This window comes from Pseudomonas sp. NMI542_15 (assembly GCF_021283425.1).
In the GTDB taxonomy this organism is placed as follows: domain Bacteria; phylum Pseudomonadota; class Gammaproteobacteria; order Pseudomonadales; family Pseudomonadaceae; genus Aquipseudomonas; species Aquipseudomonas fortuita.
Genome location: NZ_JAJSRO010000008.1, coordinates 155,372 through 181,089 on the forward strand (window position 1 = coordinate 155,372; position 25,718 = coordinate 181,089).

At 63.7% G+C, this 25,718-nt stretch carries 18 protein-coding genes; 8 read left to right on the forward strand and 10 right to left on the reverse strand.

Annotation, left to right across the window (positions count from 1 at the left end; all coding sequences use genetic code 11):
• Positions 1-116: 116 nt before the first annotated feature.
• The 6 genes from glgX to glgA form a co-directional block, all read right to left on the reverse strand.
• Positions 117-2,270, reverse strand: a complete 2,154-nt coding sequence (gene glgX, locus LU684_RS14230) for a glycogen debranching protein GlgX (RefSeq protein ID WP_016488161.1) — start codon at positions 2,268-2,270, stop codon at positions 117-119.
• 153 nt (positions 2,271-2,423) lie between these two features.
• Positions 2,424-2,708 (reverse strand): DUF2934 domain-containing protein, encoded by a 285-nt coding sequence (locus LU684_RS14235; protein ID WP_016488160.1) that lies wholly within the window; start codon positions 2,706-2,708, stop codon positions 2,424-2,426.
• 14 nt (positions 2,709-2,722) lie between these two features.
• A complete protein-coding gene (locus LU684_RS14240; protein WP_070086564.1) occupies positions 2,723-5,497 on the reverse strand; it encodes a malto-oligosyltrehalose synthase in 2,775 nt (924 codons plus the stop codon).
• The gene (gene malQ / locus LU684_RS14245; RefSeq protein WP_070086565.1) at positions 5,494-7,560 is read right to left on the reverse strand and encodes a 4-alpha-glucanotransferase; all 2,067 of its coding nucleotides are present in this window, start codon (positions 7,558-7,560) and stop codon (positions 5,494-5,496) included. Before malQ ends, LU684_RS14240 begins: the two co-directional genes overlap by 4 nt.
• Positions 7,557-9,299 carry a malto-oligosyltrehalose trehalohydrolase gene (treZ, locus tag LU684_RS14250; RefSeq protein ID WP_016488157.1) on the reverse strand — a complete coding sequence of 581 codons (1,743 nt, stop codon included), beginning with the start codon at positions 9,297-9,299 and terminating at the stop codon, positions 7,557-7,559. The genes malQ and treZ overlap by 4 nt, the downstream gene beginning before the upstream one ends.
• 14 nt (positions 9,300-9,313) lie before the next feature.
• The gene (glgA, locus tag LU684_RS14255) at positions 9,314-10,873 is read right to left on the reverse strand and encodes a glycogen synthase GlgA (RefSeq protein ID WP_016488156.1); all 1,560 of its coding nucleotides are present in this window, start codon (positions 10,871-10,873) and stop codon (positions 9,314-9,316) included.
• 621 nt (positions 10,874-11,494) lie between these two features.
• Between glgA and LU684_RS14260 the strand changes: the two genes are divergently transcribed.
• Entirely contained in the window at positions 11,495-12,244 is a 750-nt protein-coding gene (locus LU684_RS14260) for an RHS repeat-associated core domain-containing protein (RefSeq protein ID WP_232894751.1), read from the forward strand.
• 9 nt (positions 12,245-12,253) lie between these two features.
• Here LU684_RS14260 and LU684_RS14265 read toward each other — a convergent pair whose 3' ends face one another.
• The gene (locus LU684_RS14265) at positions 12,254-12,421 is read right to left on the reverse strand and encodes a DUF6026 family protein (RefSeq protein ID WP_016488155.1); all 168 of its coding nucleotides are present in this window, start codon (positions 12,419-12,421) and stop codon (positions 12,254-12,256) included.
• 203 nt (positions 12,422-12,624) lie between these two features.
• Here LU684_RS14265 and gnd point away from each other — a divergent pair, with 203 nt between their 5' ends.
• The 5 genes from gnd (at position 12,625) to LU684_RS14290 (ending at position 18,189) form a co-directional block, all read left to right on the forward strand.
• Positions 12,625-13,608: a phosphogluconate dehydrogenase (NAD(+)-dependent, decarboxylating) gene (gene gnd / locus LU684_RS14270; RefSeq protein WP_016488154.1), complete on the forward strand. Its 984-nt coding sequence runs from the start codon at positions 12,625-12,627 to the stop codon at positions 13,606-13,608.
• The gene (gene zwf, locus LU684_RS14275; protein ID WP_095115628.1) at positions 13,605-15,110 is read left to right on the forward strand and encodes a glucose-6-phosphate dehydrogenase; all 1,506 of its coding nucleotides are present in this window, start codon (positions 13,605-13,607) and stop codon (positions 15,108-15,110) included. The genes gnd and zwf overlap by 4 nt, the downstream gene beginning before the upstream one ends.
• Before the next feature lie 162 nt (positions 15,111-15,272).
• Complete coding sequence (locus LU684_RS14280; RefSeq protein WP_016488152.1) at positions 15,273-17,069, forward strand: glycoside hydrolase family 15 protein; 1,797 nt, start codon at positions 15,273-15,275, stop codon at positions 17,067-17,069.
• A 143-nt stretch (positions 17,070-17,212) separates the two neighbouring features.
• On the forward strand, positions 17,213-17,569 hold the full coding sequence (locus tag LU684_RS14285) for a VOC family protein (RefSeq protein ID WP_023047436.1): 357 nt from the start codon (positions 17,213-17,215) through the stop codon (positions 17,567-17,569).
• On the forward strand, positions 17,569-18,189 hold the full coding sequence (locus LU684_RS14290) for a TetR/AcrR family transcriptional regulator (RefSeq protein WP_024717560.1): 621 nt from the start codon (positions 17,569-17,571) through the stop codon (positions 18,187-18,189). Before LU684_RS14285 ends, LU684_RS14290 begins: the two co-directional genes overlap by 1 nt.
• Before the next feature lie 177 nt (positions 18,190-18,366).
• Here LU684_RS14290 and preA read toward each other — a convergent pair whose 3' ends face one another.
• From preA to hydA, 3 genes are all read right to left on the reverse strand, one after another.
• Positions 18,367-19,641, reverse strand: coding sequence for an NAD-dependent dihydropyrimidine dehydrogenase subunit PreA (preA, locus tag LU684_RS14295; protein ID WP_023047434.1), 1,275 nt, complete (start codon positions 19,639-19,641; stop codon positions 18,367-18,369).
• Positions 19,642-21,009: an NAD(P)-dependent oxidoreductase gene (locus tag LU684_RS14300; protein ID WP_102688946.1), complete on the reverse strand. Its 1,368-nt coding sequence runs from the start codon at positions 21,007-21,009 to the stop codon at positions 19,642-19,644. It lies immediately after the preceding gene.
• A gap of 67 nt (positions 21,010-21,076) precedes the next feature.
• Positions 21,077-22,516, reverse strand: coding sequence for a dihydropyrimidinase (gene hydA / locus LU684_RS14305; RefSeq protein ID WP_096426534.1), 1,440 nt, complete (start codon positions 22,514-22,516; stop codon positions 21,077-21,079).
• A 345-nt stretch (positions 22,517-22,861) separates the two neighbouring features.
• Between hydA and LU684_RS14310 the strand changes: the two genes are divergently transcribed.
• Positions 22,862-24,367 (forward strand): NCS1 family nucleobase:cation symporter-1, encoded by a 1,506-nt coding sequence (locus LU684_RS14310; protein ID WP_232894752.1) that lies wholly within the window; start codon positions 22,862-22,864, stop codon positions 24,365-24,367.
• Positions 24,368-24,396: 29 nt separating this feature from the next.
• Positions 24,397-25,662, forward strand: coding sequence for a Zn-dependent hydrolase (locus LU684_RS14315; RefSeq protein ID WP_269803297.1), 1,266 nt, complete (start codon positions 24,397-24,399; stop codon positions 25,660-25,662).
• The last annotated feature ends 56 nt before the right edge of the window (positions 25,663-25,718 follow it).

The following is a 25,718-nucleotide window of genomic DNA, read 5'->3' on the forward strand; positions in this document are numbered from 1 at the left end:
TGTGTTGCATCTACCGGCTCTATCGCCGGCAAGCCAGCTCCCACAGGTTGGTGCAGGCCTTCAGGCGGTGCAGAACGTGTGGGAGGTGGCTTGCTGGCGGTAGGACCACCCCGGGTTCACTCCTCCTCGTGCTGCAACACCATCAGCAGCATCGACCGCCCTTTGACCTCGAACGTGCTGTCGAACTGCAGATGTTGGCCCTTGCGCAACTCCGGCCGGTCGGTATCGATCAGGCAGCTCCAGTAATCGCCTTCGGGTACCGCTGGCAACTTGAATGGCACAACGTCATGGTGGGCATTGACGATCAATAGCACTGTGGCCTCGGACCCTGGCCGGGCGATGCCGCTGACCTGCGCGCGGCCGTCGATCAGCATGCCCAGGCAGCGCCCGTGCGGGTCTTCCCACTGCGCCACGCTCATTTCGTTGCCATCCGGTGCCAGCCAGGTCACGTCCTTGACCCCGATTGCTTCATTGTAATCACCCACCAGGAAGCGTGAGCGGCGCAGCACCGGGTAGGCCAGGCGCAGGCGGGTCAAGCGTTTGACGAAGGCCAGCAGCTCTTTGCCCTCCTGGTCCAGGTCCCAGTTCACCCAACCGATTTCGCTGTCCTGGCAGTAGGCGTTGTTGTTGCCATGCTGGGTGCGGCTGAACTCGTCGCCGGCGACGATCATCGGCGTGCCTTGGGCCAACAGCAGGGTGGCGAAGTAGTTGCGCATCTGGCGCATGCGCAGCGCATTGATGTCCGGATCGTCGGTTGGCCCCTCGGCACCGCAGTTCCATGACAGGTTGTTGTCAGTACCGTCCTGGTTGTTCTCGTCGTTGTCTTCGTTGTGCTTGTGGTTGTACGACACGAGGTCGCGCAGGGTGAAACCATCATGGGCGGTGATGAAGTTGACCGAGGAATACGGCCTGCGCCCGCGGTTGTTGAACATGTCGCCCGAGGCGGTCAAGCGTGCGGCGAAGTCGGCCAGCTGGCCCTCGTCACCTTTCCAGAAGGCGCGGGCGGTATCGCGGAAGCGGTCGTTCCATTCCGCCCAGCCCGGCGCGAAGTTGCCCACTTGATAGCCACCGGGGCCGCAGTCCCAGGGTTCGGCAATCAGCTTGACCTGGCTGAGCATCGGGTCCTGGCGGCAGGCGACGAGGAAGCCGTGGCGCTCGCTGTAGCCATCGTGGTAGCGGCCAAGGATAGTCGCCAGGTCGAAGCGGAAGCCGTCCACGTGCATCTCGCCGGCCCAGTAGCGCAGCGAGTCGGTGACCAGCTGCAGTACGCAGGGGTGGCTCAGGTCCAGGGTGTTGCCGGTGCCGGAATCGTTGATGTAGTAGCGTTTGTCATCCGGCATCAGGCGGTAGTACGAGGCGTTGTCGATGCCGCGCATGGACAGGGTCGGGCCGCGTTCGTTGCCTTCGGCGGTGTGGTTGTAGACCACGTCGAGGATCACCTCCAGCCCGGCGTCGTGCAGGTGCGCGACCATTTCCTTGAACTCGGCAATCTTGCCGCTGGCCAGGTAGCGCGGGTGCGGCGCAAAAAAAGCGATGCTGTTGTAGCCCCAGTAGTTGTTCAGCCCCTTGTCCAGCAGGTGCTGGTCGTTGACGAAGGCGTGAATGGGTAACAGCTCGATGCTGGAGACGCCCAGGTCTTTGATGTGCTTGAGCAGCTCGTCGTTGGCAAGGCCGGCAAAGGTGCCCCGCAGTTCTTCCGGTACTGCCGGGTGGCGCATGCTGATGCCGCGCGTGTGCGCTTCATAGATGATCGTACGTTCCCAAGGAACAGACACGCGCTGGTCACGGCCCCAGGTGAACGCCGGGTCGATCACCTTGCACTTGGGCACGAAGGGCGCACTGTCGCGCTCATCGAACGACAAGTCGCCGTCGGGGTGGCCAATGGTGTAGCCGAACAGTGCCTCGGACCACTCCAGGCTGCCGACCAGTTGCTTGGCATAGGGGTCGATCAGCAATTTGTTGGGGTTGAAACGGTGGCCGTTTTCCGGCTCGTAGGGACCGTATACACGGTAGCCATAAACCAGGCCAGGATGAGCGTCGGGCAGGTAGCCGTGGTAGATCTCATCGGTGTATTCGGGCAGCTCAATGCGCTCGAGCTCCTGCTCGCCGGTGGAGTCGAACAGGCACAGCTCGACTTTGGTTGCGTTGGCCGAGAAGAGCGCGAAGTTGACCCCAAGGCCATCCCAGGTGGCGCCGAGGGGGAAGGGCATGCCTTCGCGGATACGCGATGGTGCGACCGAGCGGGTTTTCTTAGGGGTGCGGGGGCTCATGACGATCCTCAAATGGCCGTGATAGAAGGGGAATTGTGCTGTCCTGCATTGGCCTCTTCGCGGGTAAACCCTCTCCCACAGGTTCATTACAGGTGCTCAACGCAGTGCAGAACCTGTGGGAGCGGGTTTACCCGCGAAGAGGCCGGGACAGGCTTAACCGGCAGTAGGCTTTTTCACCGCCCGAGGCTTTTTCGCCGCAGCGGGTTTGACGCCTGGCAGCGCAGCCGCCTTGGGCTCGGCAGGGGCCTTCGGCTCAGTGGCTGCCTTGGGCTTGGCCGGCGCGCGCTTGCGCGGTTGCGCCTTGGGGGCCAACGCCTCGGCCTCGGCCAGCTTGCGGGCCATATCCCAGTGCCGTTCTTCCTCCCCTACAGGCTTACCTTCAGACTCCCAGATCTGATAGGCAAATTCGCGAATACGTTTTTCATCGACACTCATCATGACGCTCCTGATGCTCAAGATTGTTGTATCAACACGTTGACCGGGAACTCCGCGAGCACGGTGCTCAACATCAACTCCTTGGAAGAGCTGACCGCCGCGCCACGGAAAAGTCCCGTCGAGTTGGCAGGCGACAAGGCAAACGGCAGTACCACCCGGGTGTCGTCCCAGTTCTGTGCCGGGATCAACGGTGTAGCAGCGCCACCGAGCAAGCCGCTGGCCAGGCGCGGGGCGACGACGACGGCGTGTTCACCTTCACCCACGCGCGCAAAGGCAATCACCTTGTCCGCATGCCTGCCCTGTACGGTCAGTGGCAGGTAGGCGCCACGGCGAAACAGTTCGGCGTGGGCCTGGCGGCAGTCCAGCACCCGTGCGATCAAGGCCTGCTTGATGCGGCCGTCGCGCCAGTGCGCCAGCAGCTCGGCTAGCGGCGTGGCGTCGTCCAGGGTGCGACGCCTCGAAGCGTAGTCCACGGGGCGGCGGTTGTCGGGGTCGACCAGGCTGAAGTCCCAGTATTCGTTACCCTGGTACAGGTCGGGCACACCGGGGGTAGTCATGCGCAGCAGGGCTTGGACCAAGCCATTGAGGGCGCCGGGGCAAGCCAGCAGTTGCGCGGCATCGGCCACGGATTTGCGCAGTTGCTGGTGTTCGCTGCCTAGCAGCAGGCTATCGATGTAGCGGGCACAGGCACTTTCGTAAGCCTCGTTCGGCGCGCTCCAGCTGCTGCGTAACTTGGCTTCGCGCAGTGCCTTCTGCTGCCACTGACGGATACGCTCGGCGTATTGGTGCAGGGCGGTTTCGTCGTGCAGGTCGAGCTCCAGCGGCCAACTGCCGAGCAGGGTTTGCAGCAGCATCAGCTCGTCGCCGGGGCTGGGTGCCAAGCCATCGTTCAGCTGCGCGCGCAGCGGTTCTGCCAGTTCACGCCAATGTTCCACTCGGCTGGCCAGCCACGGGGCGCGTTCGCTAAGCACGGCCAAGCGTGCGCGAGTGTCTTCGCCGCGCTTGTGATCATGGGTGGCGGTGGCCAGCAGGTTGTCGGGGAAGTCGCGCAGGCGCCGCTGGGCTTCGTTATGGAAGTGCATGGGCGGGGCGCTGAAGTGCTCGGCCTCGAAGCCTACGTCGTTGCGCGACAGCAGCCGGGCGCTGCGGTAGAAGGCAGTGTCTTCCACGGCTTTGGCCGCGCTCGGCGCGGTCAGCTGCTGGAAGCGCACGCAGGCGTGGCGCAGTTGCTTGCGGGCGCGGCCCGGTGGCAGCCGCTTCCAGGCTTGGCCCCCCAGCCATTGTTCAAGGTGGTCCAGTAGCGGCCAGTCGGCTTCGCCGAGGTCGTGCCGGGCGTTGGCCAGCGCCTGCTGGAAAAACCCTTCGTCTTCAGCGGGGCGCCCGCAGGCGTTGAAGTAGGTACGGTACACGGGGTAATGCGCTACCACTGCCTGCAAGGCCCGGCGAATGCCGCCCAAGGTCAGGTCGCGGGTCATCAGGTCGTTGCGCGCGACCTGCAGCAGCGCCTGGGCGACCGATTCGCAGTCACCGGCGAGGCTGGCATTGAGCACAAGGTAACGCGCCTGACGCACTTCTTCAGGGAAGTCGGGCCGTTCGGTGACGTTCGCCCATAGCTCGGTGAGTGGCGTTTCGCCGGCCGGGTCGTGCTGCAGCAGCGAGACCTGGTTCATGAATTCGTAGCCAGTGGTGCCGTCGGTGAGCCAGTCGCGGTGCAGGTGCTCGCCTGCACCGAGGATTTTTTCCACGTAGATCGGGAAGTGCTCCAACGCAGCCTGCAAAGGCCTTTGCGCCAACAGGCTATCGACCCGACGGCGCAGCTTGCGGCAATAGCCGCGCGGGTCGGCCAGGCCGTCGATATGGTCGATGCGCAGGCCATCCACCAGGCCGCGCTCGATCAGCTCGAACAGCTTGGCGTGGGTGGCCTCGAACACCACCGCGCGCTCCACGCGCAGGCCGCCCAGCTCGTTGATGTCGAAGAATCGCCGCCAGTTGATGTCATCGGCGGCGGTGCGCCAGCTGGCAAGGCGGTAGGTCTGGCGCTCCAGCAGCAGGTGCAAGCGTTTGAAGCCGGCCTCGCTGCGGCTGTCGAAGGCCACCAGGGCCGATTCAAGGTCAGCCCCTTCACGCACCAGGCGTGCCAGTTCGGTTTGTAGCGGGAGCGCTGCGGCCAGTGGTGTGGGTGACTCGTTCAACGCAGTGAAATGTTCGGCCAGGGCCTTGAGCGCAGGCTCCGGGCTGAGTGCGAGAATCCAGCCGTAATCGACTGGGCAGATCGGGAAACTATGCTCGTAATGGACCACGTGCAGCAGCCCCTGCTGCTGGTCGAACTGCAGTGGGATTTCGCCGTTCTTGAGTGCCACGCCATAGTCACTGCCAAGGAACGGCAACAACAGTTGCCCGGCCAGTAGCGGGTCGCTGGAGTGCCACTGGATATCGAAGAACTCGGCATACGGGCTACGCCGGCCCCAGGCCAGCAGGCTTTGCCACCAGGGGTTATCGGCACCGCCCACGGCCATGTGGTTGGATACGGTGTCGAGAATCAGCCCCATGCCATGCTGGCGCAGGGCCGCCACTAGCCGCTCCAGCGCCGCTTCGCCGCCCAGTTCGGGGTTGACGCAGGTCGGGTCGACCACATCGTAGCCGTGGCGGGAGCCGGCGCGGGCCTTGAGGATGGGCGAGGCATACAGGTGGCTGATACCCAGCTGGGCGAAGTACGGCACCAGCGGCACGGCGTGATCGAGGGTGAAATCACTGTGAAACTGTAGGCGCAGGGTCGCAGTCAGCGGCTTCATCGGTCACGCTCCCAGGCCTGTTCGCGGGCCTGGGCCAGCAGCTCCAGGCGCCGTGCGGCATCTTCGTCATCGAGCAGTTCTGCCACCGGTTGGGTGAAGCGCCGCCTCCAGTTAGGGTGCCCGGCTGTAGTGCCTGGCAGGTTCGGCTGCTCTTCGCAGCCCAACAGGTCTTCGAGCGGTACCAGCACCAGGGGCGCACGGGTGTGGCCAACGAAGCGGATGGCCGCGTCGATCACGGCGTCGTTGTCCTTCAGTTCGCCGTAGTTGGCCTCCAGGGTGCGGCGCAGGCCGTCGTGTTCTTTCTGGCGGTCTTGGCGCCAATGCAGTTCGGTGGCAGCGTCGATCAGTTGCAAGCGGTGGCTCCAGTCGATGTCGCGGTTTTCCAGCCAGCCGGCCAGCGGGGCCAGGTCGTGGGTGCCGGTTGTGGCAAGGGCGCTGTCTGGCCAGTCCAGAATGGGCTTGAACTGGCCTGGCTGGGTCTGTTCGAAGGGCAGCACGCGCATGCCCAACACTGCTTTCTCGGCAAGTGTTTCGCGCAGGCCGTCGGGCACGGTGCCCAGGTCTTCGCCAAGGATGACTGCCTGGTGGCGCACCGACTCCAGCGCCAGCAGGCGCAACAGGTCGTCCAGCGGGTAATTGAGGTAGGCGCCTTCGCTGGGCTTGGCCCCCTGCGGGATCAGCCACAGCCGGCGCAGGCCCATCACATGATCGATGCGCAGGCCGCCGGCATGTGCCAGGTTCGCCCGCAGCATCTCGATAAAGGCGCGGTAGCCATTACGCTTGAGGCCCTCGGGCGAGAAGGCGCAGATGCCCCAATCCTGGCCGGCGCGGTTGAGGATGTCGGGCGGCGCACCCACGGTCAGGCCGGCCAGCAATTCATCCTGGCGGCTCCATGCCTGGCTGCCGGCACCGTCGGCACCCACCGCCAGGTCGGCGATCAAGCCCACAGCCATACCGTTGCCGCGGGCTGCCTCCTGAGCACGTTGCAGGCCGCGTTCGGTCAGCCATTGGCAAAAGGCATGGAACTCGACCTTGGCCGGGTAAGCATTGGCGAAGGCCGCCACTTCCGGGTGATAGGGGTCGTGCCAGGCCTTTGGCCAGTTGCGCCAGTCGGCGCCCAGGCCGTGCTCTACAGCCTGTGCCTGCAACACCTCGAAGCGGCAGTGGTGCTCCAGGGCCTGGCCACCGGCCTCGCGGAAGCTATCGAAATCCCTGCGCAGCGGATGGTCGCCATGGCTGAACCCGTGGTACAGCGCTTCAAGCAAGCGCAGGCGGGCACTGGCGGCGCGTGGCCAATCAACCAGTGGGCGTTGCTCCAGCTCTTCCAGTTGTTGCTCCAGTCCGCAGGCTTCAATGGCCATGCGCACCTCCCGCTCACCCAGCAGGGCTGCGGGGCTGGCATACAGGGTGTTGAGCAGCAGGCGGCTGGAGGGTGAGTAGGGGCTGTAGTGCTCTTGGTCGATGGCCGACAGTGCATGAATGGGGCTGATGGCCAAGGCATCGGCACCGCGCTCGGCGGCCAGGCGGGCCAGCTGCTCCAGCGCCAGGCAGTCGCCGTAACCGCCATCGCCGGGCCTGCGCAGGCTGTACAGCTGCACTGCCAGGCCCCAGCAGCGTGGGGGGGGCTGCACGTTGTCTGCAAGGCTGTAGCAGCGCGGCGGGGCCACGGCCACGGTGAAGCGGCGGCTGTCTATTTCCACCTGGTGGTAGCCAATGGGCAGGTCACCTGGCAGGCGTGCCTGCTCGTCCAGGCTGAGGGTAACCGAGGTTTGGTCTTCCAAGGTGCAGCGGGCGACGCTGGCAGCGCTGAAATAGCGTGACAGCGCCAATGGCTGGCCTTGGTCGGCGGTCAGCAAGGGCGGCAAATGTTCGCTGTCTTCGGCGGCTTCTACCGCGCGCAGGCTGGCGGCAATGGCCGTGTCATCGCTGGCCGGGTGGCCAAGGCCTGCGAGTAGCTTGCACAGCACCTCGTCGCTGACGCGCTGGGGCCGGGCGTTGGCGTCGATCCAGTCGCGGCTTAACCCGACGCGGTTTGCCAAGCGGTGCAGGGCGGTTTCGCTCATGGGCGCTCCTGGTCAGGGGGAAGCAGGCTGACCACGCAACTGTACGGGGCCAGTTGGCTATCAGGGTGTTGGGTGTCGCTGGTGTCGAACAGCCGGGTGGCGGCAGCGGGCAGTTCGACGGCCTGCGCAGTTGCCGCCAGGTTCAGGTCGATGCGCAGGGTATTGCCATCGCCCAGCCGCCAGCGTGCGGTCAGCGCTTTGTCGCCATGCACCTCGGCCCCCAGTGAGCGGCTACCGGGCAGGTGCGGGATGACGTGGCGGCGGCGCAGGGCCAGCAGTTGCTGATAAAGGCCGTGCCAGCCGGCGACCACTTCCTTGTTTTGCGGGCGGGAAGACTCGAAGGTCTGTTCGGCGTTGGGGTCGGGAATGTGCTCTCGCTGCTCGGGGTCGGCGAACGCGGTGAAATGGGCGAACTCGCCACGGCGGCCTTCGCGCACAGCGTCTGCCAACGCGTCATGGAAGTCGGTAAAGAACAGGAACGGCCGGCAACTGCCCTCGTCGTCGCCCATGAACAGCAGCGGGATCATTGGCGCCAGCAGCAACAGGCCAGTGGCTGCTCGCAGGGCCGGTGGCGGGCACAGGCGGGTCAGGCGTTCGCCCAAGGCGCGGTTGCCGACCTGGTCATGGTTCTGCAAGAACAACACAAAAGCGCTGGGCGGCAGGTGCCCGCTGGGTTCGCCGCGTGGCGTGCCATGGCGGTTTGCCTGGCCCTGGAACACGAAGCCCTCGGCCAGGCAGCGCGCCAGCTGGTCGATGGGGCGTTGCTTGTAGTCGGCGTAGTAGCCTTCGGTTTCGCCGGTCAGCAGCACATGCAGGGCATTGTGGCCGTCGTCGTTCCATTGCGCATCGAAACCCTGTTCCAGCAGGGCGGCCTGGTTGTGCTCGTTTTCCAGCACCAGCCACACGTGCCGCCCCGGTTCTACGGCGGCGCGTACACGCTGGGCCAGCTCAATCAGGAAATCGGGCTGGTCGATGGCATGCACGGCATCCAGGCGCAGGCCGTCGCAGCGGTAGTCGCACAGCCACATGAGCGCGTTCTGGATGAAGTACTCGCGCACCTGCGGGCGGCGGAAGTCGATGGCCGCGCCCCAGGGTGTCTGCCGGTCTTCGCGGAAGAACGCGCTGGCGTACTGGTGCAGGTAATTGCCATCGGGGCCAAAGTGGTTGTACACCACATCCACCAGCACCATCAGCCCTTCGCCGTGGGCCTGATCGACCAGTGCGCATAACTGCTCGGGGCTGCCGTAGGTATTTTGAGGCGCGTAGGGCAGCACGCCGTCGTAGCCCCAGTTGCGCTCGCCTGGGAACTGCCCCAGCGGCATCAGCTCGACAGCACTGATGCCCACCTCGGCCAGGCGCTGCAGGTGCCGGGCAACCCCGGCGTAGCCGTCGAGCAAACCGACATGCAGTTCCTGAATCACCGCTTCGTGCCACGGCCGGCCTTGCCACGGGTGTTGCCAGGGGTAACCGGCCACATCCACCACCTGGCTTGGGCCTTGTACGCCTTGGGGCTGATAACGCGAAGCCGGGTCAGCCACCTGGAGTTCGCCGTCGATACGGTAATGATAAAGGTCGCCAGCCTTGCACGGGGCAACGCCGGTGAACCAGCCATCGTCATCGGCCAGCAGCGCCACGGGCGGCTGCTGCTCCAGTTCCACGCTCACGCTGCGCGCATCCGGCGCCCAGAGGGCGAAGCGCGCCGACGTGGCGTCCATTAAGTGTGCGCCATGCCTGTGCATCTTCTGACCCTCGCTCAGTAATGGCTCAGCTGTGCCTGCTTGACCAGGTCCTCGTAAAGGCGGGCGTAGGGCTCAACCGCCTGGCACCAGTTGAAGGGTTGGGTCATCGACAGGCAGCGCATGGCGTTCAGCAAGTCCTTCTTGCCGTACACATAGAAGGCGCGGCTGAGTGCCTCGCGGTAGCTCTCCACGGTCGACTCGTTGAACAGAAAGCCCGTGACGCCGCACTCGATGGTGTCGGCCAGGCCACCGGTATTGCGCGCCACCGGCAGCGAGCCGAAGCGTTGCGCGTACATCTGGCTGAGGCCACAAGGTTCATAGCGTGACGGCATCAGCAAGAAGTCGCTGCCGGCGAACATGCGCCGGGCGTCGGTCTCGTTGAAGCCAATACGCACACCGATGCGGCCCGGGTGGCGCAGCGCCAGCTCGCGCATGGCCTGTTCTTCTTCCGGCTCGCCACGGCCGATGATCGCGATCTGCCCACCTTGTTCGACGATGTAGTCGGCCACACCCAAGGTCAGGTCCAGGCCTTTCTGATAGACCAGCCGTGACACCACGGCGAACAACGGGCCTTCGGATTCCTCCAGGCCGAACAGCTCGCGTACCTCATGAGTGTTGCGCGCCTTGCCTTCCCAGTCGTTGATGCTGAAGTTGTGTTGCAGGTGTTTGTCGGTGGCCGAGTCCCAGCTTTCGTCGATGCCGTTGGGGATGCCGCCAAGCAGGCCTTGCTGGGCTTTGCTGGCGAGAAAACCGTCCAGGCCGCAGCCGAATTCCGGCGTGGTGATTTCCCGGGCATAGGTGGCGCTGACGGTGGTGATGTGGCTGGAGTAAGCCAGGCCAGCCTTGAGGAACGACAGCTTGCCGTAGAACTCCATGCCTTCCTGCTGCATGGCGTGATCGGGAATCGCCAGCTCCGGGCTGCAACCTCGGCTGTACACACCCTGGTAGGCCAGGTTGTGGATGGTGAACAGGGTGGGCGTGTTCAGCCCGCGCCAATGCATGTAGGCCGGGGCCAGGCCCGCGGGCCAGTCATGCGCGTGCACCACTTCTGGCGTCCAGTGGATCTTGCCTTCGCCAGCTGCGATTTCGGCAGCAGCCAGGCCCAGGCGTGCGAAGCGGATGTGGTTGTCGGGCCAGTCGCGACCATTGTTGGCACCATAGGGTGTGCCGTCGCGCTGGTACAGCTCGGGGCAGATCAGCACATAGATGACCAGGCCGTCGGCCATGTCCATACGCCCGATCTTGCACGGCGGCAGGGCCGCGTGGCCGCCTAGCTCACCCACGATGTGGATCGGGTTGTCACTTTCCATCACCTGCCGGTAGCCAGGGATCAGCACCCGCACATCGTGCAGGTGGGCCAGGGCACGGGGCAGGGCGGAGGACACGTCGCCCAGGCCGCCGGTCTTCACCAGGTCTGCGATTTCCGAGGTCACGAACAGAATCTTGCGCATGTTCGGGTTGTGCTGGCGCTGGGCGCCGGGTGCCTTGCCTGTCGTGGCGAAATCCGGGGTGAGCGGCTCGCGGTTGTCCGGTTTGAATGAATCTACGTGAGGCTCGACAGCGGCACTGATCATACTTCTCTCCGTCCCTATGCTTGACCGGGTGCTGGCACCCGTGACGATATTGCGTGTTGGTTCTCTCTGTTTCTGGATTCTGCGTAGTGCGTTCCATGCCCCAGGTTCGTGCGCGCAGGCACAACGCGATCAGCACTCCGGCCGAAGGCGATTGGACTGGTTGGGATGGGTGGGCCGAGCCAGGGAATGTCCCTTGCGTTTGGCCTACTTAGTTCCTGACCTGCCGGCGTTTGCGAAAGTTCGACTTTTTTTCGTCGCTCTTCCGTTGAGCAAATGGCGGGCCGAAACCCGAGTGTAGGAGAGAAAAAGATAAAAAGGTGACCCATTGGTCACTATTGCCATGCGCGGAATAGACGCAAACGTTGGCGTATGTGACCGGATGTGAAAAGAGGTGGGCGAAGGCAGTGCGGGGTGTTTGGAGGATGCGCCAAATTGTGGCTAGGGTGGGGTAGCGCACCATGATGGTGCTAGCAGCAAGTCACTTCTTCATCGTGGACAACCCGGTCATCATGGCATTGGATTCTCTACGCGCAGTGAATCCCTTGGCTGGCATTTCTGACAGTTGTGTCATTCAGGGCTAGGGCACCACCATTGTGCCGGATCTCCCCTAGGACGAAGGTCATGGAAAAAATTGATCAGCTGACCTCAGTGCATAAGCACTCTTCAGGCATCCCTTATGCACCCTACGGATACTCTGTGTGGCTCGACTCATCTCTGAGCTTCAACGCTCAACACAGGGATTTGCACTCAAAATTTTACCTGCTCGGTAACGGGTATCGGGGATATAAGCCCGAACTTATGCGGTTTAACTCACCCGATACGCTCAGTCCGTTCGGCAAAGGGGGGGCGAACGCATACGCCTACTGCGCTAACGACCCGGTGAATCGCCTGGACCCCTCAGGCCATTTCTTCAAATGGTTGAAACGGGGTGTAGCCAGCATTTTTGGCAACTCCGGCAGGTCGCCAGGACGCCGAACAGATTCAATCACCGCTACTACCCTAAGCGAACCCGGTTCAGTTAAGCGGAGTTCAGATCTCTCTTTTGGGGCGCCTTCGGGAGGTAGCGGTGCGAGTCACGTTCAAACAACGTTCGAGGAAATTCAGCGTCTTGAACGCGACATTATGGATGTGAGGGTTTTTTCGCCGCAAAATCCTCGTGAGGTCAATGCTCAGCTCGAAACCCTATCTGTTTTGCAGCATCGACTTGCTGATGCCCACAAGCGGATTAAACCGAGGGATCAGGTATGGCTAGCCTTGCATGTACGGGAAAGGATTCGTGAAACAAAAAATCACGGATTATCCGTCTCAGATTCAGCCAGCTGGCACAGCCATAGTGAGTTGCGATTGCGCATTACCAGAAGCCTGATTTGAAGAAATCGATCAGAGGCTTACAGCCTTTTCGCCATCACGTTGTTGCGCCAGCAACAGGTTCAACTGGGCGACCTGTTGGCGCAACTGGTCACGTTCGTCTTTCAGTTTACGCAGCTCATCACGGCGCACGGAGACATAAAGTGTCTGGGTTGGGGTTGCAGGCATCAAGGTACCCATGAGCACACCTCGCGGTTTTGGCTGGTGACAAGTCAAAGCGTAGACGCTTCACGCGGGGCGCATTCTGAATTCTTTTGCAGTTGGTGGGAACTTTTTTGTTTATCGTGGTCTTGCCGTTCGTCGCTGAACCCTCGGGCGGCAGGCTGGACTAATCTGAAACGCTGGACTGTGTTGTCATCCATTTCGTAAGGGAGCATCGGCTCATGCAATTGGGAATCGTCGGGCTGGGCCGCATGGGCGGCAATATCGCAAGGCGCCTGATGCGCGCCGGCCACCGCACCGTGGTGCACGACCGCAACCGCGAGGCCATTACCGGGCTGGAGGGCGAGGGTGCCCAAGGCGCGCACGACCTTGGTGCGCTGGTACAAAAGCTGAAAGCCCCACGCGCAGTGTGGGTGATGCTGCCGGCCGGCGAGCCCACCGAGCAGACCATCGCGCAGTTGGCTGACCTGCTGGAACCGGGCGATGCGATCATCGACGGCGGCAATACCTTCTACAAGGACGACATGCGCCGTGCTGCCGAGCTGGCAAAACGCGGCCTGCATTACCTGGACGTCGGCACTTCTGGCGGCGTATGGGGCCTGGACCGTGGCTACTGCATGATGATCGGCGGCGAAAAGGACGTGTTCGAGCGCCTGGAGCCACTGTTCAAGGCGCTGGCCCCGGGCGTGGGTGACATCCCGCGTACTCATGGCCGCAGCGGCGAGCATCAGCGCGCCGAGCACGGCTATATCCACGCGGGCCCACCCGGCGCCGGGCACTACGTGAAAATGGTGCATAACGGTATCGAGTACGGCCTCATGCAGGCCTATGCCGAAGGCTTCGACCTGCTGCGCAGCAAAGGCGGCAACGAGCTGCCGCAAGACCAGCGCTTTGACCTGAACGTGGCCGAGATCGCCGAGGTGTGGCGGCGTGGCAGCGTGGTAACCTCATGGCTGCTCGACCTCACCGCCGATGCCTTGGTGGCCGACCCGCAGCTGTCGCAGTTCAGTGGCTCGGTATCCGACAGTGGCGAAGGCCGCTGGACCATCGATGCCGCCGTTGAGCAGGCGGTGCCGGTGCCGGTGCTGTCCAGCGCACTGTTTGCGCGCTTCCGCTCGCGCCAGCAGCAGGGCACGTATGGTGACAAGATCCTTTCGGCCATGCGCCTGGGCTTCGGTGGCCACGTCGAGAAGAAAGGCGAATGACCAAACAGACCATTCCAGCCGCACCTCCCTGTACCCTGTTCCTGTTTGGCGCCAATGGCGACCTGGTCAAGCGCCTGCTGATGCCGGCGCTGTACAACCTCAGCCGCGACGGTTTGCTGGACCGCAACTTGCGCATCGTTGGCGTGGACCACAACCCGGCCAGCGCCGAGGAATTTGCAGAGCGCCTGCATGCGTTCATGCTCGAGCGGGATAAAGGCGGCGAGGGCAGCGCCAAGTGCCTGGACGAAAAGCTCTGGGCACGCCTGGCCAAGCGCCTGGATTACCAGACGGGCGATTTCCTCGACCCGGCCACTTACCAGGCCCTCGCCAAGCGCATCGACAAAACCAGCCACGGCAATGCGATCTTCTACCTGGCCACCTCGCCGCGTTTCTTCCCCGAGGTGGCGCAGCGCCTGGGGCAGGCCGGCTTGCTCGACGAGTCTGGCGGCGGCTTTCGCCGCGTCGTGGTCGAGAAGCCATTCGGCACCGACCTGGCCAGCGCCGAGGCGCTCAACGCCTGCCTGTTGAAAGTGATGGGCGAACGGCAGATCTACCGTATCGACCATTACCTGGGCAAAGAGACGGTGCAGAATATTCTGGTGAGCCGCTTCTCCAACGGCCTGTTCGAATCGTTCTGGAACAACCACTACATCGACCACGTGCAGATCACCGCTGCGGAAACGGTCGGCGTCGAAACCCGTGGTGCGTTCTACGACAGCACCGGGGCCCTGCGCGACATGGTTCCCAACCACCTGTTCCAGTTGCTGGCGATGGTGGCCATGGAGCCGCCGGCTGCGTTCGGGGCTGACGCGGTGCGCGGCGAAAAGGCCAAGGTGGTCGGTGCTATTCGCCCATGGTCGGCGAAAATGGCCCTGAAGAACTCGGTACGCGGCCAGTACAGTGCCGGCAAGCAGGGGCGCAAGCCGCTGCCCGGTTATCGGCAGGAGCCCAATGTAGCGCCTGACAGCCAGACCGAAACCTACGTGGCGCTGAAGGTGATGATCGACAACTGGCGCTGGGCCGGCGTGCCGTTCTACTTGCGCACCGGCAAGCGCATGAGCGTGCGCGACACCGAAATTGCCATTTGCTTCAAGCCGGCGCCGTATGCGCAGTTCCGCGAGTCGGAGCTGGAGCGGCCCAAGCCCAACTACCTGAAAATCCAGATTCAGCCCAACGAAGGCATGTGGTTCGACCTGCAGGCCAAACGGCCAGGGCCGGAGCTGGTGATGGAGAATGTGGAGCTGGGCTTTGCCTATAAAGACTTCTTCAAGATGACCCCGGCGACCGGCTACGAGACGCTGATTTACGACTGCCTGACCGGTGACCAGACCCTGTTCCAGCGGGCTGACAACATCGAGAACGGCTGGCGAGCGGTGCAGCCGTTTCTCGATGCCTGGGCCCAGGATGGCGAGGTGCACCAGTACCCGGCCGGTGAAGACGGGCCTGACGCTGGCAATGAATTGCTGACCCGCGACAAGCGCGAGTGGCACCGCTTGGGCTGACCTGATCAAGCTGGGTTGCCTGTGCCGGCCGCTTCGCGGGGCAAGCCCGCTCCCACAGGGAACCCTACTGCACTTAAGCCGTGTGCAGTACCTGTGGGAGCGGGCTTGCCCCGCGAAGCGGCCGGCACAGGCAACAAACCGGTTCAACCGAAAGGAGACTCAATGCCTGCCCACATCGAAGACTATGCCCTGCTGGGCAATTGCCGCAGCGCCGCCCTGGTCAGCCGCGATGGCTCGCTCGACTGGCTCTGCCTGCCACGCTTCGACGCCCCCGCCGTGTTTGCGGCCCTGCTGGGCAACGAAGAAAACGGCCGCTGGCGCGTGGCCCCCTGCGACCCCGTCGAGCACAGCAGCCGCCAATACCTGGACGACACCCTCGTGCTGGAAACCACCTGGGTCACTGCCACCGGCCGTGCCCGGGTGCTCGACTTCATGCCGCTGGGCGACGTCAATTCGGTGGTGCGGATCGTCGAGGGTCTCAGTGGCGAAACCAATTTTGAAATGGACCTGGTCATGCGCTTCGACTACGGTCGCAGTGTGCCATGGGTGGAACGGCTCGCCCCACTGACCCTCAGCGCCGTTGCCGGCCCTGACCGGCTGATCCTGTGCAGCACCGTCCCCCCGCATGCACTCGACCACCATACCGTCGCGCGCTTTCGTGTTGGCACGGGCGAGCGCCAAATCTTCAGCCTGCGTCACCAACCCTCGCACCTGCCCGTGCAGCCCGACTGCGATATCGACCAGGCTTTTGCCCAAACCGTCGAGCAGTGGCAGGCCTTCGCCACCCGCTGCCCGCAGGTAGGGCCATACACCGCCCTGGTGCGCCGCTCGTTGCTCACCCTCAAGGCCATGACCTACGCCCCCACCGGCGGTATCGTCGCCGCCGTCACCACCTCGCTGCCCGAGCGTGTGGGTGGGGAGCGCAACTGGGACTACCGCTTCTGCTGGCTGCGCGATGCCACCATGACACTGCTGGCCTTCATGAACCTCGGCTACTTTGACGAAGCCCAGGCCTGGCGCGAATGGCTGCTGCGCTCGGTGGCCGGCAACCCTGAGCAGATGCAGATCATGTATGGCCTGGCCGGCGAGCGTGACCTGCAGGAATACACCTTGCCGTGGCTGGCCGGTTACGAGCATTCGCAACCCGTGCGGGTAGGCAATGCCGCGTCGCAGCAGATGCAGCTGGACATCTATGGCGAACTGGCCGATGCCATGTCCCAGGCGATCAAGGGCGGCTTGCCGCGCCATCCGCGCAGCGCCGCCATCTCCCGCCTGATCATGCCTTACGTCGAAGGCATCTGGCGCGAGCCGGACGAAGGCATCTGGGAAGTGCGCGGCGGCCGGCAACAGTTCGTGCACTCCAAGGTGATGGCCTGGGTCGCCTTCGACCGTGCCGCAGGGTTGGCCGACACCACTGAAGAAGGCCGCGAGCGCGGGGACCATTACCGCCAGGTGGCTGACGACATTCACCGCGAAGTTTGCGAGAAAGGCCTGGACCCCAGTGGCCGGTTTTTTGTTCAGGCGTACGGCTCGTCCGAGATGGATGCCAGCCTGTTGCAGATCGCCCTGACTGGCTTCTTGCCCGCAGATGACCCACGCTTTTTGCGCACGCTGGAGCAGGTCGAACAGCGCCTGCTGAAGAACGGCCTGCTGATGCGCTACGACAGTGACAGCTGCAGCGACGGCCTGACGCCGGGGGAAGGCACCTTCCTGGTGTGCTCGTTCTGGCTGGCAGACGTTTATGTATTGTTGGGGCGCCAGGCTGAAGCCGAAGCGCTGTACCAGCACCTCACCGGCTTGAGCAACGACCTTGGCTTGCTGGCGGAACAGTACGACCCGGCCGGCCAGCGCATGCTCGGCAACTTCCCCCAGGCGTTCAGCCATATCGGCATCATCAACACCGCACTTAATCTTCATCGCGCACAGTGCCCGGTGCGGGACCGGGCGAGTTGCGGATAGACGTGCCTCTGATCGCAACCAATGGGTGACGCATCGTGCCATCGCCATCAGCCTGTAATCACACGGATGTTTCAGGCCGCCTGATATAAAAGTGTGAAACGACCGGAGTAGACTAGGCCAAACCCCTACGGCACGGAGCACACATGGGCATTCGCGGTACTGACCGGCAGATCGACAACATCGAGTTCAATGTCAGCGACATCGCAAGCAGCAAAGCCTTCTATGGCAGCGTGTTCGGCTGGGCGTTCACCGACTATGGGCCTGCCTATACCGAGTTCAGTGACGGCCGGCTGACCGGTGGCTTCACCACCGGCGAGCCAGTACGCCCGGGCGGGCCATTGGTCATCCTGTACGCCGACGACCTCGATGCCACACAGCAGCGGGTCGAGGCCGCCGGGGCGACAATCAGCCGGGCGACCTTTGCCTTTCCGGGCGGGCGTCGCTTCCATTTCATCGACCCGGACGGCTATGAACTGGCGGTGTGGACGGCCCAAGCCTGATGGCCAACCACAAGATCGAAATCCGCCGACGCAATATCGAGAAAATTTTGCAGGCGGCGGAAAAGGTGTTCGCCGACAAAGGTTATGGCGCCACGTCCATGGGCGATATCGCCGAGCAGGCCGAATTGCCGCGCTCCAACTTGCATTATTACTTCAGCACCAAGGACGAGCTGTTCCGCGCGGTGCTGCAGGACCTGCTGGATGTGTGGAAGCAGGACGCACTGTGCTTCGAGAACTTCGACGACCCGCGTGTGGTGCTGACCAGCTACATCAGGGCCAAGATGGGCCATTCGCGCTCGCGGCCACTGGGCTCGAAGATCTGGGCCGAAGAGATGCTGCACGGGGCGCCTGTGCTTGGGGTGAACCTGGATGACAGCCTGGTGCCCTGGGCGAAATTGAAAGAAGCCAAGATCCGCCGTTGGGTGGAGGAGGGGCGTATTCTGCCGGTTGAACCGTCGGCATTGCTGTACATGATCTGGGCGTCCACCCAGCACTATGCCGACTTCGGTTACCAGGTGCAGTTGCTCAATGGCGGCGAGATGCTGTCGGACATGGCGTTCGAGAGTGCGGTGCAAACGGTGACCAGCGTGATCTTGCGGGGGATCGGGCTGGAGCCTTGAACCGAGACTCCAGCCTGACGCGGTCCATTGTAGGAGCGGCCTTGTGCCGCGATGGGGCGCGAAGCGGCCCCGGCAATTTCGGCGGCGAAGCTCAAACCCCAGGGCCGCTTCGCGCCCCATCGCGGCACAAGGCCGCTCCTACACCGATCGCGTTGCGGGTTCAGGCAGTGATCTACCTCAACTGGCCTCGCGGTAGGGGTTACGCGGGTCCTGTGTCCAGTTCAGGTACGGTTTGCCGGTATCCTGCGCCTGCATCTCGATGCAGTTTTCAACCGGGCAGGTGATCTGGCACAGGTTGCAGCCCACGCATTCCTCCTCGATCACGCTGTAGGCATGGGTGCCATCTGCCTTCAGCGTGCTGGCAATGGCCTGGTGTGAGGTGTCCTCACAGGCAATGTGGCAGCGCCCACAGCCAATGCAGGCGTCCTGGTCGATGTGCGCCACCGATTTGTAGTTGATGTCCAGGTACTTCCAGTCGGTGGTGTGCCCTACCGCCTGGCCACGGAACGCCTCGAGGGTGCGATGCCCATGCTGGTCCATCCAGCGCGCCAGGCCGTCCTTCATGTCCTCGACAATGCGAAAACCATGCAGCATCGCTGCCGTGCACACCTGGACGGCGCCACTGCCCAGGGCCATGAACTCCGCCGCATCACGCCAGTTGCCGATGCCGCCAATGCCGCAGATCGGTAGGCCACGCGTCTGCGGGTCGCGGGCAATTTCTGCCACCATGTTCAGGGCAATCGGCTTTACGGCCGAGCCGCAGTAACCGCCATGGGTGCTTTGGTCGCCAACGATGGGGTGGGCCACCATACGGTCCAGGTCGACGCTGGTGATGGAGTTGATGGTGTTGATCAACGACACCGCATCGGCCCCGCCACGGTGGGCGGCGCGGGCCGACTGACGGATGTCGGTGATGTTGGGTGTAAGCTTCACGATCACCGGCAGCGAGCAGTAGGTCTTGCACCAGCGGGTGACCAGCTCCACATACTCAGGCACCTGGCCGACCGCCGCACCCATGCCGCGCTCCGGCATGCCGTGCGGGCAGCCGAAGTTCAGCTCGATGCCATCGGCACCGGTGGCCTCTACCAGCGGCAGGATGAACTTCCACGAGTCCTCGACGCACGGCACCATCAGCGACACGATCAATGCCCGGTCGGGCCAGTCCTTCTTTACCTGGGTGATTTCACGCAGGTTGATTTCCAGCGAACGGTCGGTAATCAGCTCGATGTTGTTGATGCCCTGCACCAGGCGGTTGGCGCCGTAGTGCGCCGAGTAGCGCGACGACACGTTGACCGCTGCCGGGTCCTCGCCCAGGGTTTTCCAGACCACGCCGCCCCAGCCAGCCTCAAAGGCGCGGACCACGTTGTAGGCCTTGTCGGTTGGCGGTGCGGAAGCCAGCCAGAAAGGGTTGGGTGCCTTGATGCCGGCAAATACGATAGACAAGTCGGCCATTTACGCTGCCTCCACGTTGAGCATGAGTTGGGCATGGATGGCTTCGGCGGCCAGCTTGCCGTGCTGCACAGCCTGGACAGTGAGGTCCTGGCCCAGGGCCGTGCAGTCGCCGCCGGCATATACGCCCGGCAAGCTGGTCTGCAGGGTGTGGTCAACGCGGATGCGCTCACCGTCCCGGGCCAGTTGTGCAGCCACCGGGTCGACGAGGCAGGCATCGTCGAAGCGCTGGCCGATGGCCTTGAAGATGGCATCGGCCTGCAGCTCGAAGGTTTCGCCAGTGTCGCGCAGTCGGCCGTCCATTAGTTCGGTGCGGGCAAAGCGCATGCCGCGCACCTTGCCGGCGTCATCCAGCAGCACGGCGTCGGGGCGCGCCCAGGTGTGCAGGCGCACCTGGTTAGCCTTGGCGATGTCCTGCTCGTGGCCGGTGGCGCCCATGTCGGCGTGGCCACGGCGGTACACCAGGTTGACGTCGCGGGCGCCCAGGCGGCTCATCTGCACCGCCATGTCGATGGCCGTGTTGCCGGCGCCGATGACCAGGCAGCGGTCGGCCAGCGGCAGCTGGCTCAGGTCGGCTGCCTGGCGCAGTTCACGGATGTACTCGGTGGCGGCGAGCAGGCCGGGTGCTTCCTCGTCTGGCAGGCCTAGCTGGCGCACGGCATTCAGGCCGAGGCCGAGGAACACCGCATCGTACTGGTCGCGCAGTTCGCCCAGGCTGAGGTTGCCGCCCAGGCGCTGGCCATGGCGTATTTCGATGCCGCCAATGCCCAGCAGGAACTCCACTTCCCGCTGGGCGTAGTCGTCGACCAGCTTGTAGCGGGCAATGCCGTACTCGTTGAGGCCGCCCGCCTTGTCGCGGGCCTCGAACACCACCACGTCATGCCCGTGCATGGCCAGGCGATGGGCGCAGGACAACCCGGCAGGCCCGGCGCCGACCACGGCGATGCGCTTGCCGGTAGCCGGTGAGCGCGTGAACGGGTGCTCGGTGAAATGCGCGTTGTCCAAGGCGTAGCGCTGCAACTGCCCGATCAATACGGGTGCACATTCCTGCGCGTTGTTGCGCACGCAGGCCTGCTGGCAGAGGATTTCGGTGGGGCACACGCGGGCGCAGCTGCCACCCAGGATGTTGGCCGAAAGGATGCGCTCGGCGGCGCCTTGCAGGTTTTCATCGCTGATGCGGTGGATGAACGACGGGATGTCGATGTCGCTTGGGCACGCATTGACGCAGGGGGCGTCATAGCAGTACAGGCAGCGCGCGCTTTCGACGGCGGCCTGGCGAGCGGTGAGGGGTGGGGCCAGGTCGCTGAAGCGCTCGGCCAGCTGGTCGGCGCCGGCCCGGGGGCGCGGCAAGTGGTTCAGGGCGTCGATCACGGTTGTAGCCTCTCTCTTTATTATATTTGGCTTGCCGGCGATGGGCTGCGCAGCAGCCCCAATGGCCTCAGCGCTGAACGGGCGTCGGGCGCTGCTGTTCGGCGCGTCGCCCCAGCACCTCGTACACCGACGGATACGCCGGCCGTTCCACATACCGCCCCGCCCCGGCCTCGGCGCGCAGGTCGCCATCGGCCCAGAGCACCTTGCCCTGGCTGATGGTGTGGCTGGGGACCCCGCGCACGGTGCGGCCTTCAAAGATATTGAAGTCCACCCGCTGGTGGTGGGTCTGGGCCGATAGAGTGCGAGTGCCCTGCGGGTCCCACAGCACCAGGTCGGCGTCGGCACCCACGCGGATGGCGCCCTTGCGTGGGAAAAGGTTGAAGATTTTTGCCGTGTTGGTGGAGGTCAGCGCAACGAACTCATGCATCGACAGGCGCCCACTGTTGACACCGGCATCCCACAGCACCGCCATGCGGTCTTCGATGCCGGCGGTGCCGTTGGGGATGCGACTGAAGTCGTCGCGGCCCATGGCTTTCTGTTCGGCGCAGAAACAGCAGTGGTCGGTGGCCGTGGTGTGCAGGTTGCCCGACTGCAAGCCGCGCCACAGCGCCTCCTGGTGCTCGCGCGGGCGGAACGGCGGGCTCATCACGTAGCCAGCGGCAGTGGCCCAGTCCGGGTCACGGTAGACGCTGTCGTCCAGCAGCAGGTGGCCGGGCAAGACTTCGCCGTAAACCGGCTGGCCCTTGGCGCGTGCATAGGTGATTTCATCCAGTGCTTCACGGCTGGAAATGTGCACCACATACAGCGGCGTACCGATGGTTTCGGCAATACGGATGGCGCGGCTGGCCGCTTCACCTTCCACTTGTGAAGGGCGCGAAAGGGGGTGGGCCTCTGGTCCGGTCATGCCCTGGGCAAGCAGTTTTTTCTGCAGGTGGTACACCAGTTCGCCGTTCTCGGCATGCACGGTGGGCACCGCACCCAGTTGCAGGCAGCGCTCGAAGCTGGCCACCAGGGTGTCGTCGGCGGCCATGATTGCATTCTTGTAAGCCATGAAGTGCTTGAAGCTGTTCACCCCATGCTTGGCTACCAGTTCGCCCATTTCTTCAGCCACCTGTTCGCTCCACCAGGTGATGGCAACGTGGAAGCCGTAGTCGCTGGCGCTCTTCTGCGCCCAGCCGCGCCAGGTGTGGAAGGCCTCCAGCAATGACTGCTGCGGGTTGGGGATGACGAAGTCGATGATCGACGTGGTGCCGCCGGCAAGGCCCGCTGCGGTGCCGCTGAAGAAATCCTCGCTGGCCACGGTGCCCATGAATGGCAACTGCATGTGGGTATGCGGGTCGATGCCGCCGGGCATCAGGTACTGGCCGCTGCCGTCGAGGATTTCACAGTCGGTGGGCGGTTCGAGGTTTGGCCCGATGGCACGGATCAGGCCATCGACACACAGGACATCGGCGGGGTAACTCTCTTCGTGGGTGACCACGGTGGCGCCACGGATCAACAGGGACATGCCGTTTTTCCTCGCAGGCTGACCGGTCTGGGCCGGTTCTTGGAATTGTCTCGGGTGCAGGGCAGGCAGGGCGGTTAATCCTGTCAGACCTGACAAGATTCGAGGCTAGATGCTGATTTGGGAATCTTCAAGAAAATTTTCCTATTATTTTTGTGGTTTTTAACTGTTTGAAATTTAACACTTAATTTTTATTGACCTGCTGACTTCGGGGGTTTGAGGGGTTATTGACTGACTTGACAAGATGGAATTCTGGTCAAGATTTCTAAGCACCAATACGCGTGTGTACTCCGGCCATCGAATTAGCCCGATGAGCAAACAACTACAAGAAAATCTGGAGAAGGGCCCATGCAACAGAGCAGATCGGAAGTGGTCGAGCAGGATGGCCTGTTTGAGCTGTCCGAGGGCAGTGATGTCCTCGACAGCCCGCGCTACAACCACGACATCGCGCCGACCAAGGTGCACCAGCGCACCTGGAACAAATGGCACATCACTGCCCTGTGGGTGGGCATGTCCATTTGCGTACCCACCTACACCCTGGGTGGCGTGCTCACCGCCTACTTCGGCCTGAGCGTTGGCGAAGCGCTGCTGGCGATCCTGCTGGCCAACGTGATCGTGCTGATCCCGCTTACCCTCAACGCCTTCCCAGGCACCAAGTACGGCATCCCGTTCCCGGTGCTGCTGCGTTCGTCGTTCGGCATCCTGGGCTCCAACGTACCGTGCCTGATCCGCGCCGTGGTTGCCTGTGGCTGGTTTGGCATCCAGACCTTGTTCGGCGGCTTGGCCATTCACCTGTTCCTGGGTTCGGTGTTCGATGGCTGGAAGGCCTTGGCCGGTACTGGCGAGGTGATCGGCTTCATGATCTTCTGGTGCCTGAACCTGTGGGTGGTGCTGCGCGGCGCCGAGTCGATCAAGTGGCTGGAAACGCTCTCGGCACCGCTGCTGGTGGCGGTGGGTGTCGGGCTGCTGTTCTGGGCCCTGCCGCACATGTCGATGACCGAGCTGCTGGCGCAACCGCCCAAGCGGCCGGAAGGGGCGAGCGTGGTCAGTTACTTCTGCGCCGGGCTTACGGCCATGGTCGGCTTCTGGGCCACCTTGTCGCTGAATATTCCCGACTTCAGCCGTTACGCACGTAGCCAGAAAGACCAGATTCTTGGGCAGATCTTCGGCCTGCCGCTGACCATGTTCCTGTTCGCTTCGCTGGGTGTGGTGCTGACCGCCGCATCGGCGTCTTTGGTGGGCGAGACGGTGTCCGACCCGGTCAGCCTGATCGGCAAAATCCACAGCCCGTTCTGGGTGGCCCTGGCCATGGCGCTGATCGTGATTGCCACACTGTCGACCAATACGGCGGCGAACATCGTGTCGCCGACCAACGACTTCCAGAACATTGCCCCACGCCTGATCGGGCGCAGCCGTGCGGTATGGCTGACCGGCTTTATCGGCCTGGCGCTGATGGGCCATGAACTGCTTAAGAAACTGGGCCTGATTGTCTCGGACCTGAGCCTGGAGAGCGTGTACTCCAACTGGCTGCTCGGTTACTCCAGCCTGCTCGGGCCGATTGCCGGGATCATGGTGGTGGACTACTTCCTGGTCCGTCGGCAGCAGCTGGACCTGGCCGGGTTGTACCGCGATGACGTCTACCCGGCGTGGAACTGGGCCGGTTTTGCCGCCTTTGCCTTGCCCGTGGGGCTGACGTTACTGGCGATTGGCAACAGCAGTTTCAGCTGGTTCTACGACTACGGCTGGTTTACCGGCTCGCTGCTGGGCGGCGCGCTGTACTACGTTCTCGCCGGTTTGGCTGTGGGAGCGGGTAAACCCGCGAAGAGGCCCGCACCGACCACAAAAAAAGCCTGAAGGAGAAACCCGTGACCCCAGTCAAAGAGATGCTTGAAACCACCGCCCGGCACGTCGACAGCAACCGCCTGTGGCAATCGCTGATGGACCTGGCCCGCCTCGGTGCCACCGCCAAGGGCGGTGTCTGCCGCCTGGCCCTGACCGACCTCGACCGCCAGGCCCGCGACCTGTTCGTGCAGTGGTGCGAGGCGGCCGGGTGTGAGGTCAGTGTCGACGGCGTCGGCAACATCTTCGCCCGCCGCCCGGGGCGTAACCCCAAGCTGCCCCCGGTGATGACCGGCAGCCATATCGACACCCAGCCCACGGGCGGCAAGTTCGATGGCTGCTTCGGTGTGATGGCCGGGCTGGAGGTGATCCGTACGCTGAACGACCTGGGCGTGGAAACCGAAGCACCGCTGGAAGTGGTGGTGTGGACCAACGAAGAGGGCTCGCGCTTTGCACCGTGCATGATGGGTTCAGGCGTGTTCGCCGGCAAGTTCAGCCTGGCGGAAACCCTGGCCAAGCGCGATGCCCAGGGTATCAGCGTGGGTGAAGCCTTGAACGCCATCGGCTACGCCGGTACGCGCGCGGTGCTGGGCCATCCGGTTGGGGCTTATTTCGAAGCCCATATCGAACAGGGCCCGATCCTTGAGGACCAGGCCAAGACCATCGGCGTGGTGCTCGGAGCGCTGGGGCAGAAGTGGTTCGACCTGACCCTGCGCGGCGTCGAAGCCCACGCGGGCCCGACACCCATGCACCTGCGCAAGGACGCCCTGGTCGGCGCTGCCGCCGTGGTGGAGGCGGTCAACCATACCGCCCTCGGCCACCAGCCCCATGCCTGTGGCACTGTGGGTTGCCTGCAGGCGTATCCAGGCTCGCGTAACGTGATCCCGGGTGAGGTGCGCATGACCCTGGACTTCCGCCACCTGGAGGGCGAGCAACTGAGTGCGATGATCGCCGAGGTGCGCGGGGTGATCGAGGCAACCTGTACCAAGCATGGCTTGAGCCACGAACTGGTGCCTACGGCCGACTTCCCGGCATTGTACTTCGACAAAGGCTGTGTCGATGCCGTGCGCGCCTCGGCGCAGGCGCTGGGGTTGCCGCACATGGACATTGTCAGTGGCGCGGGGCATGACGCGATCTTCCTGGCCGAACTAGGGCCAGCGGGGATGATTTTCGTGCCCTGCGAAAACGGCATCAGCCACAACGAAATCGAGAACGCCACGCCCGATGACCTGGCGGCGGGCTGCGCAGTGTTGCTGCGGGCGATGCTGGCGGCGTCGGAGGCGATTGCCAGCGGGCGCTTGGCGGCCTAGCACCTCGGGCATCAGGCGACCGCGCTTTTTGTGGGAGCGGCCTTGTGTCGCGATCG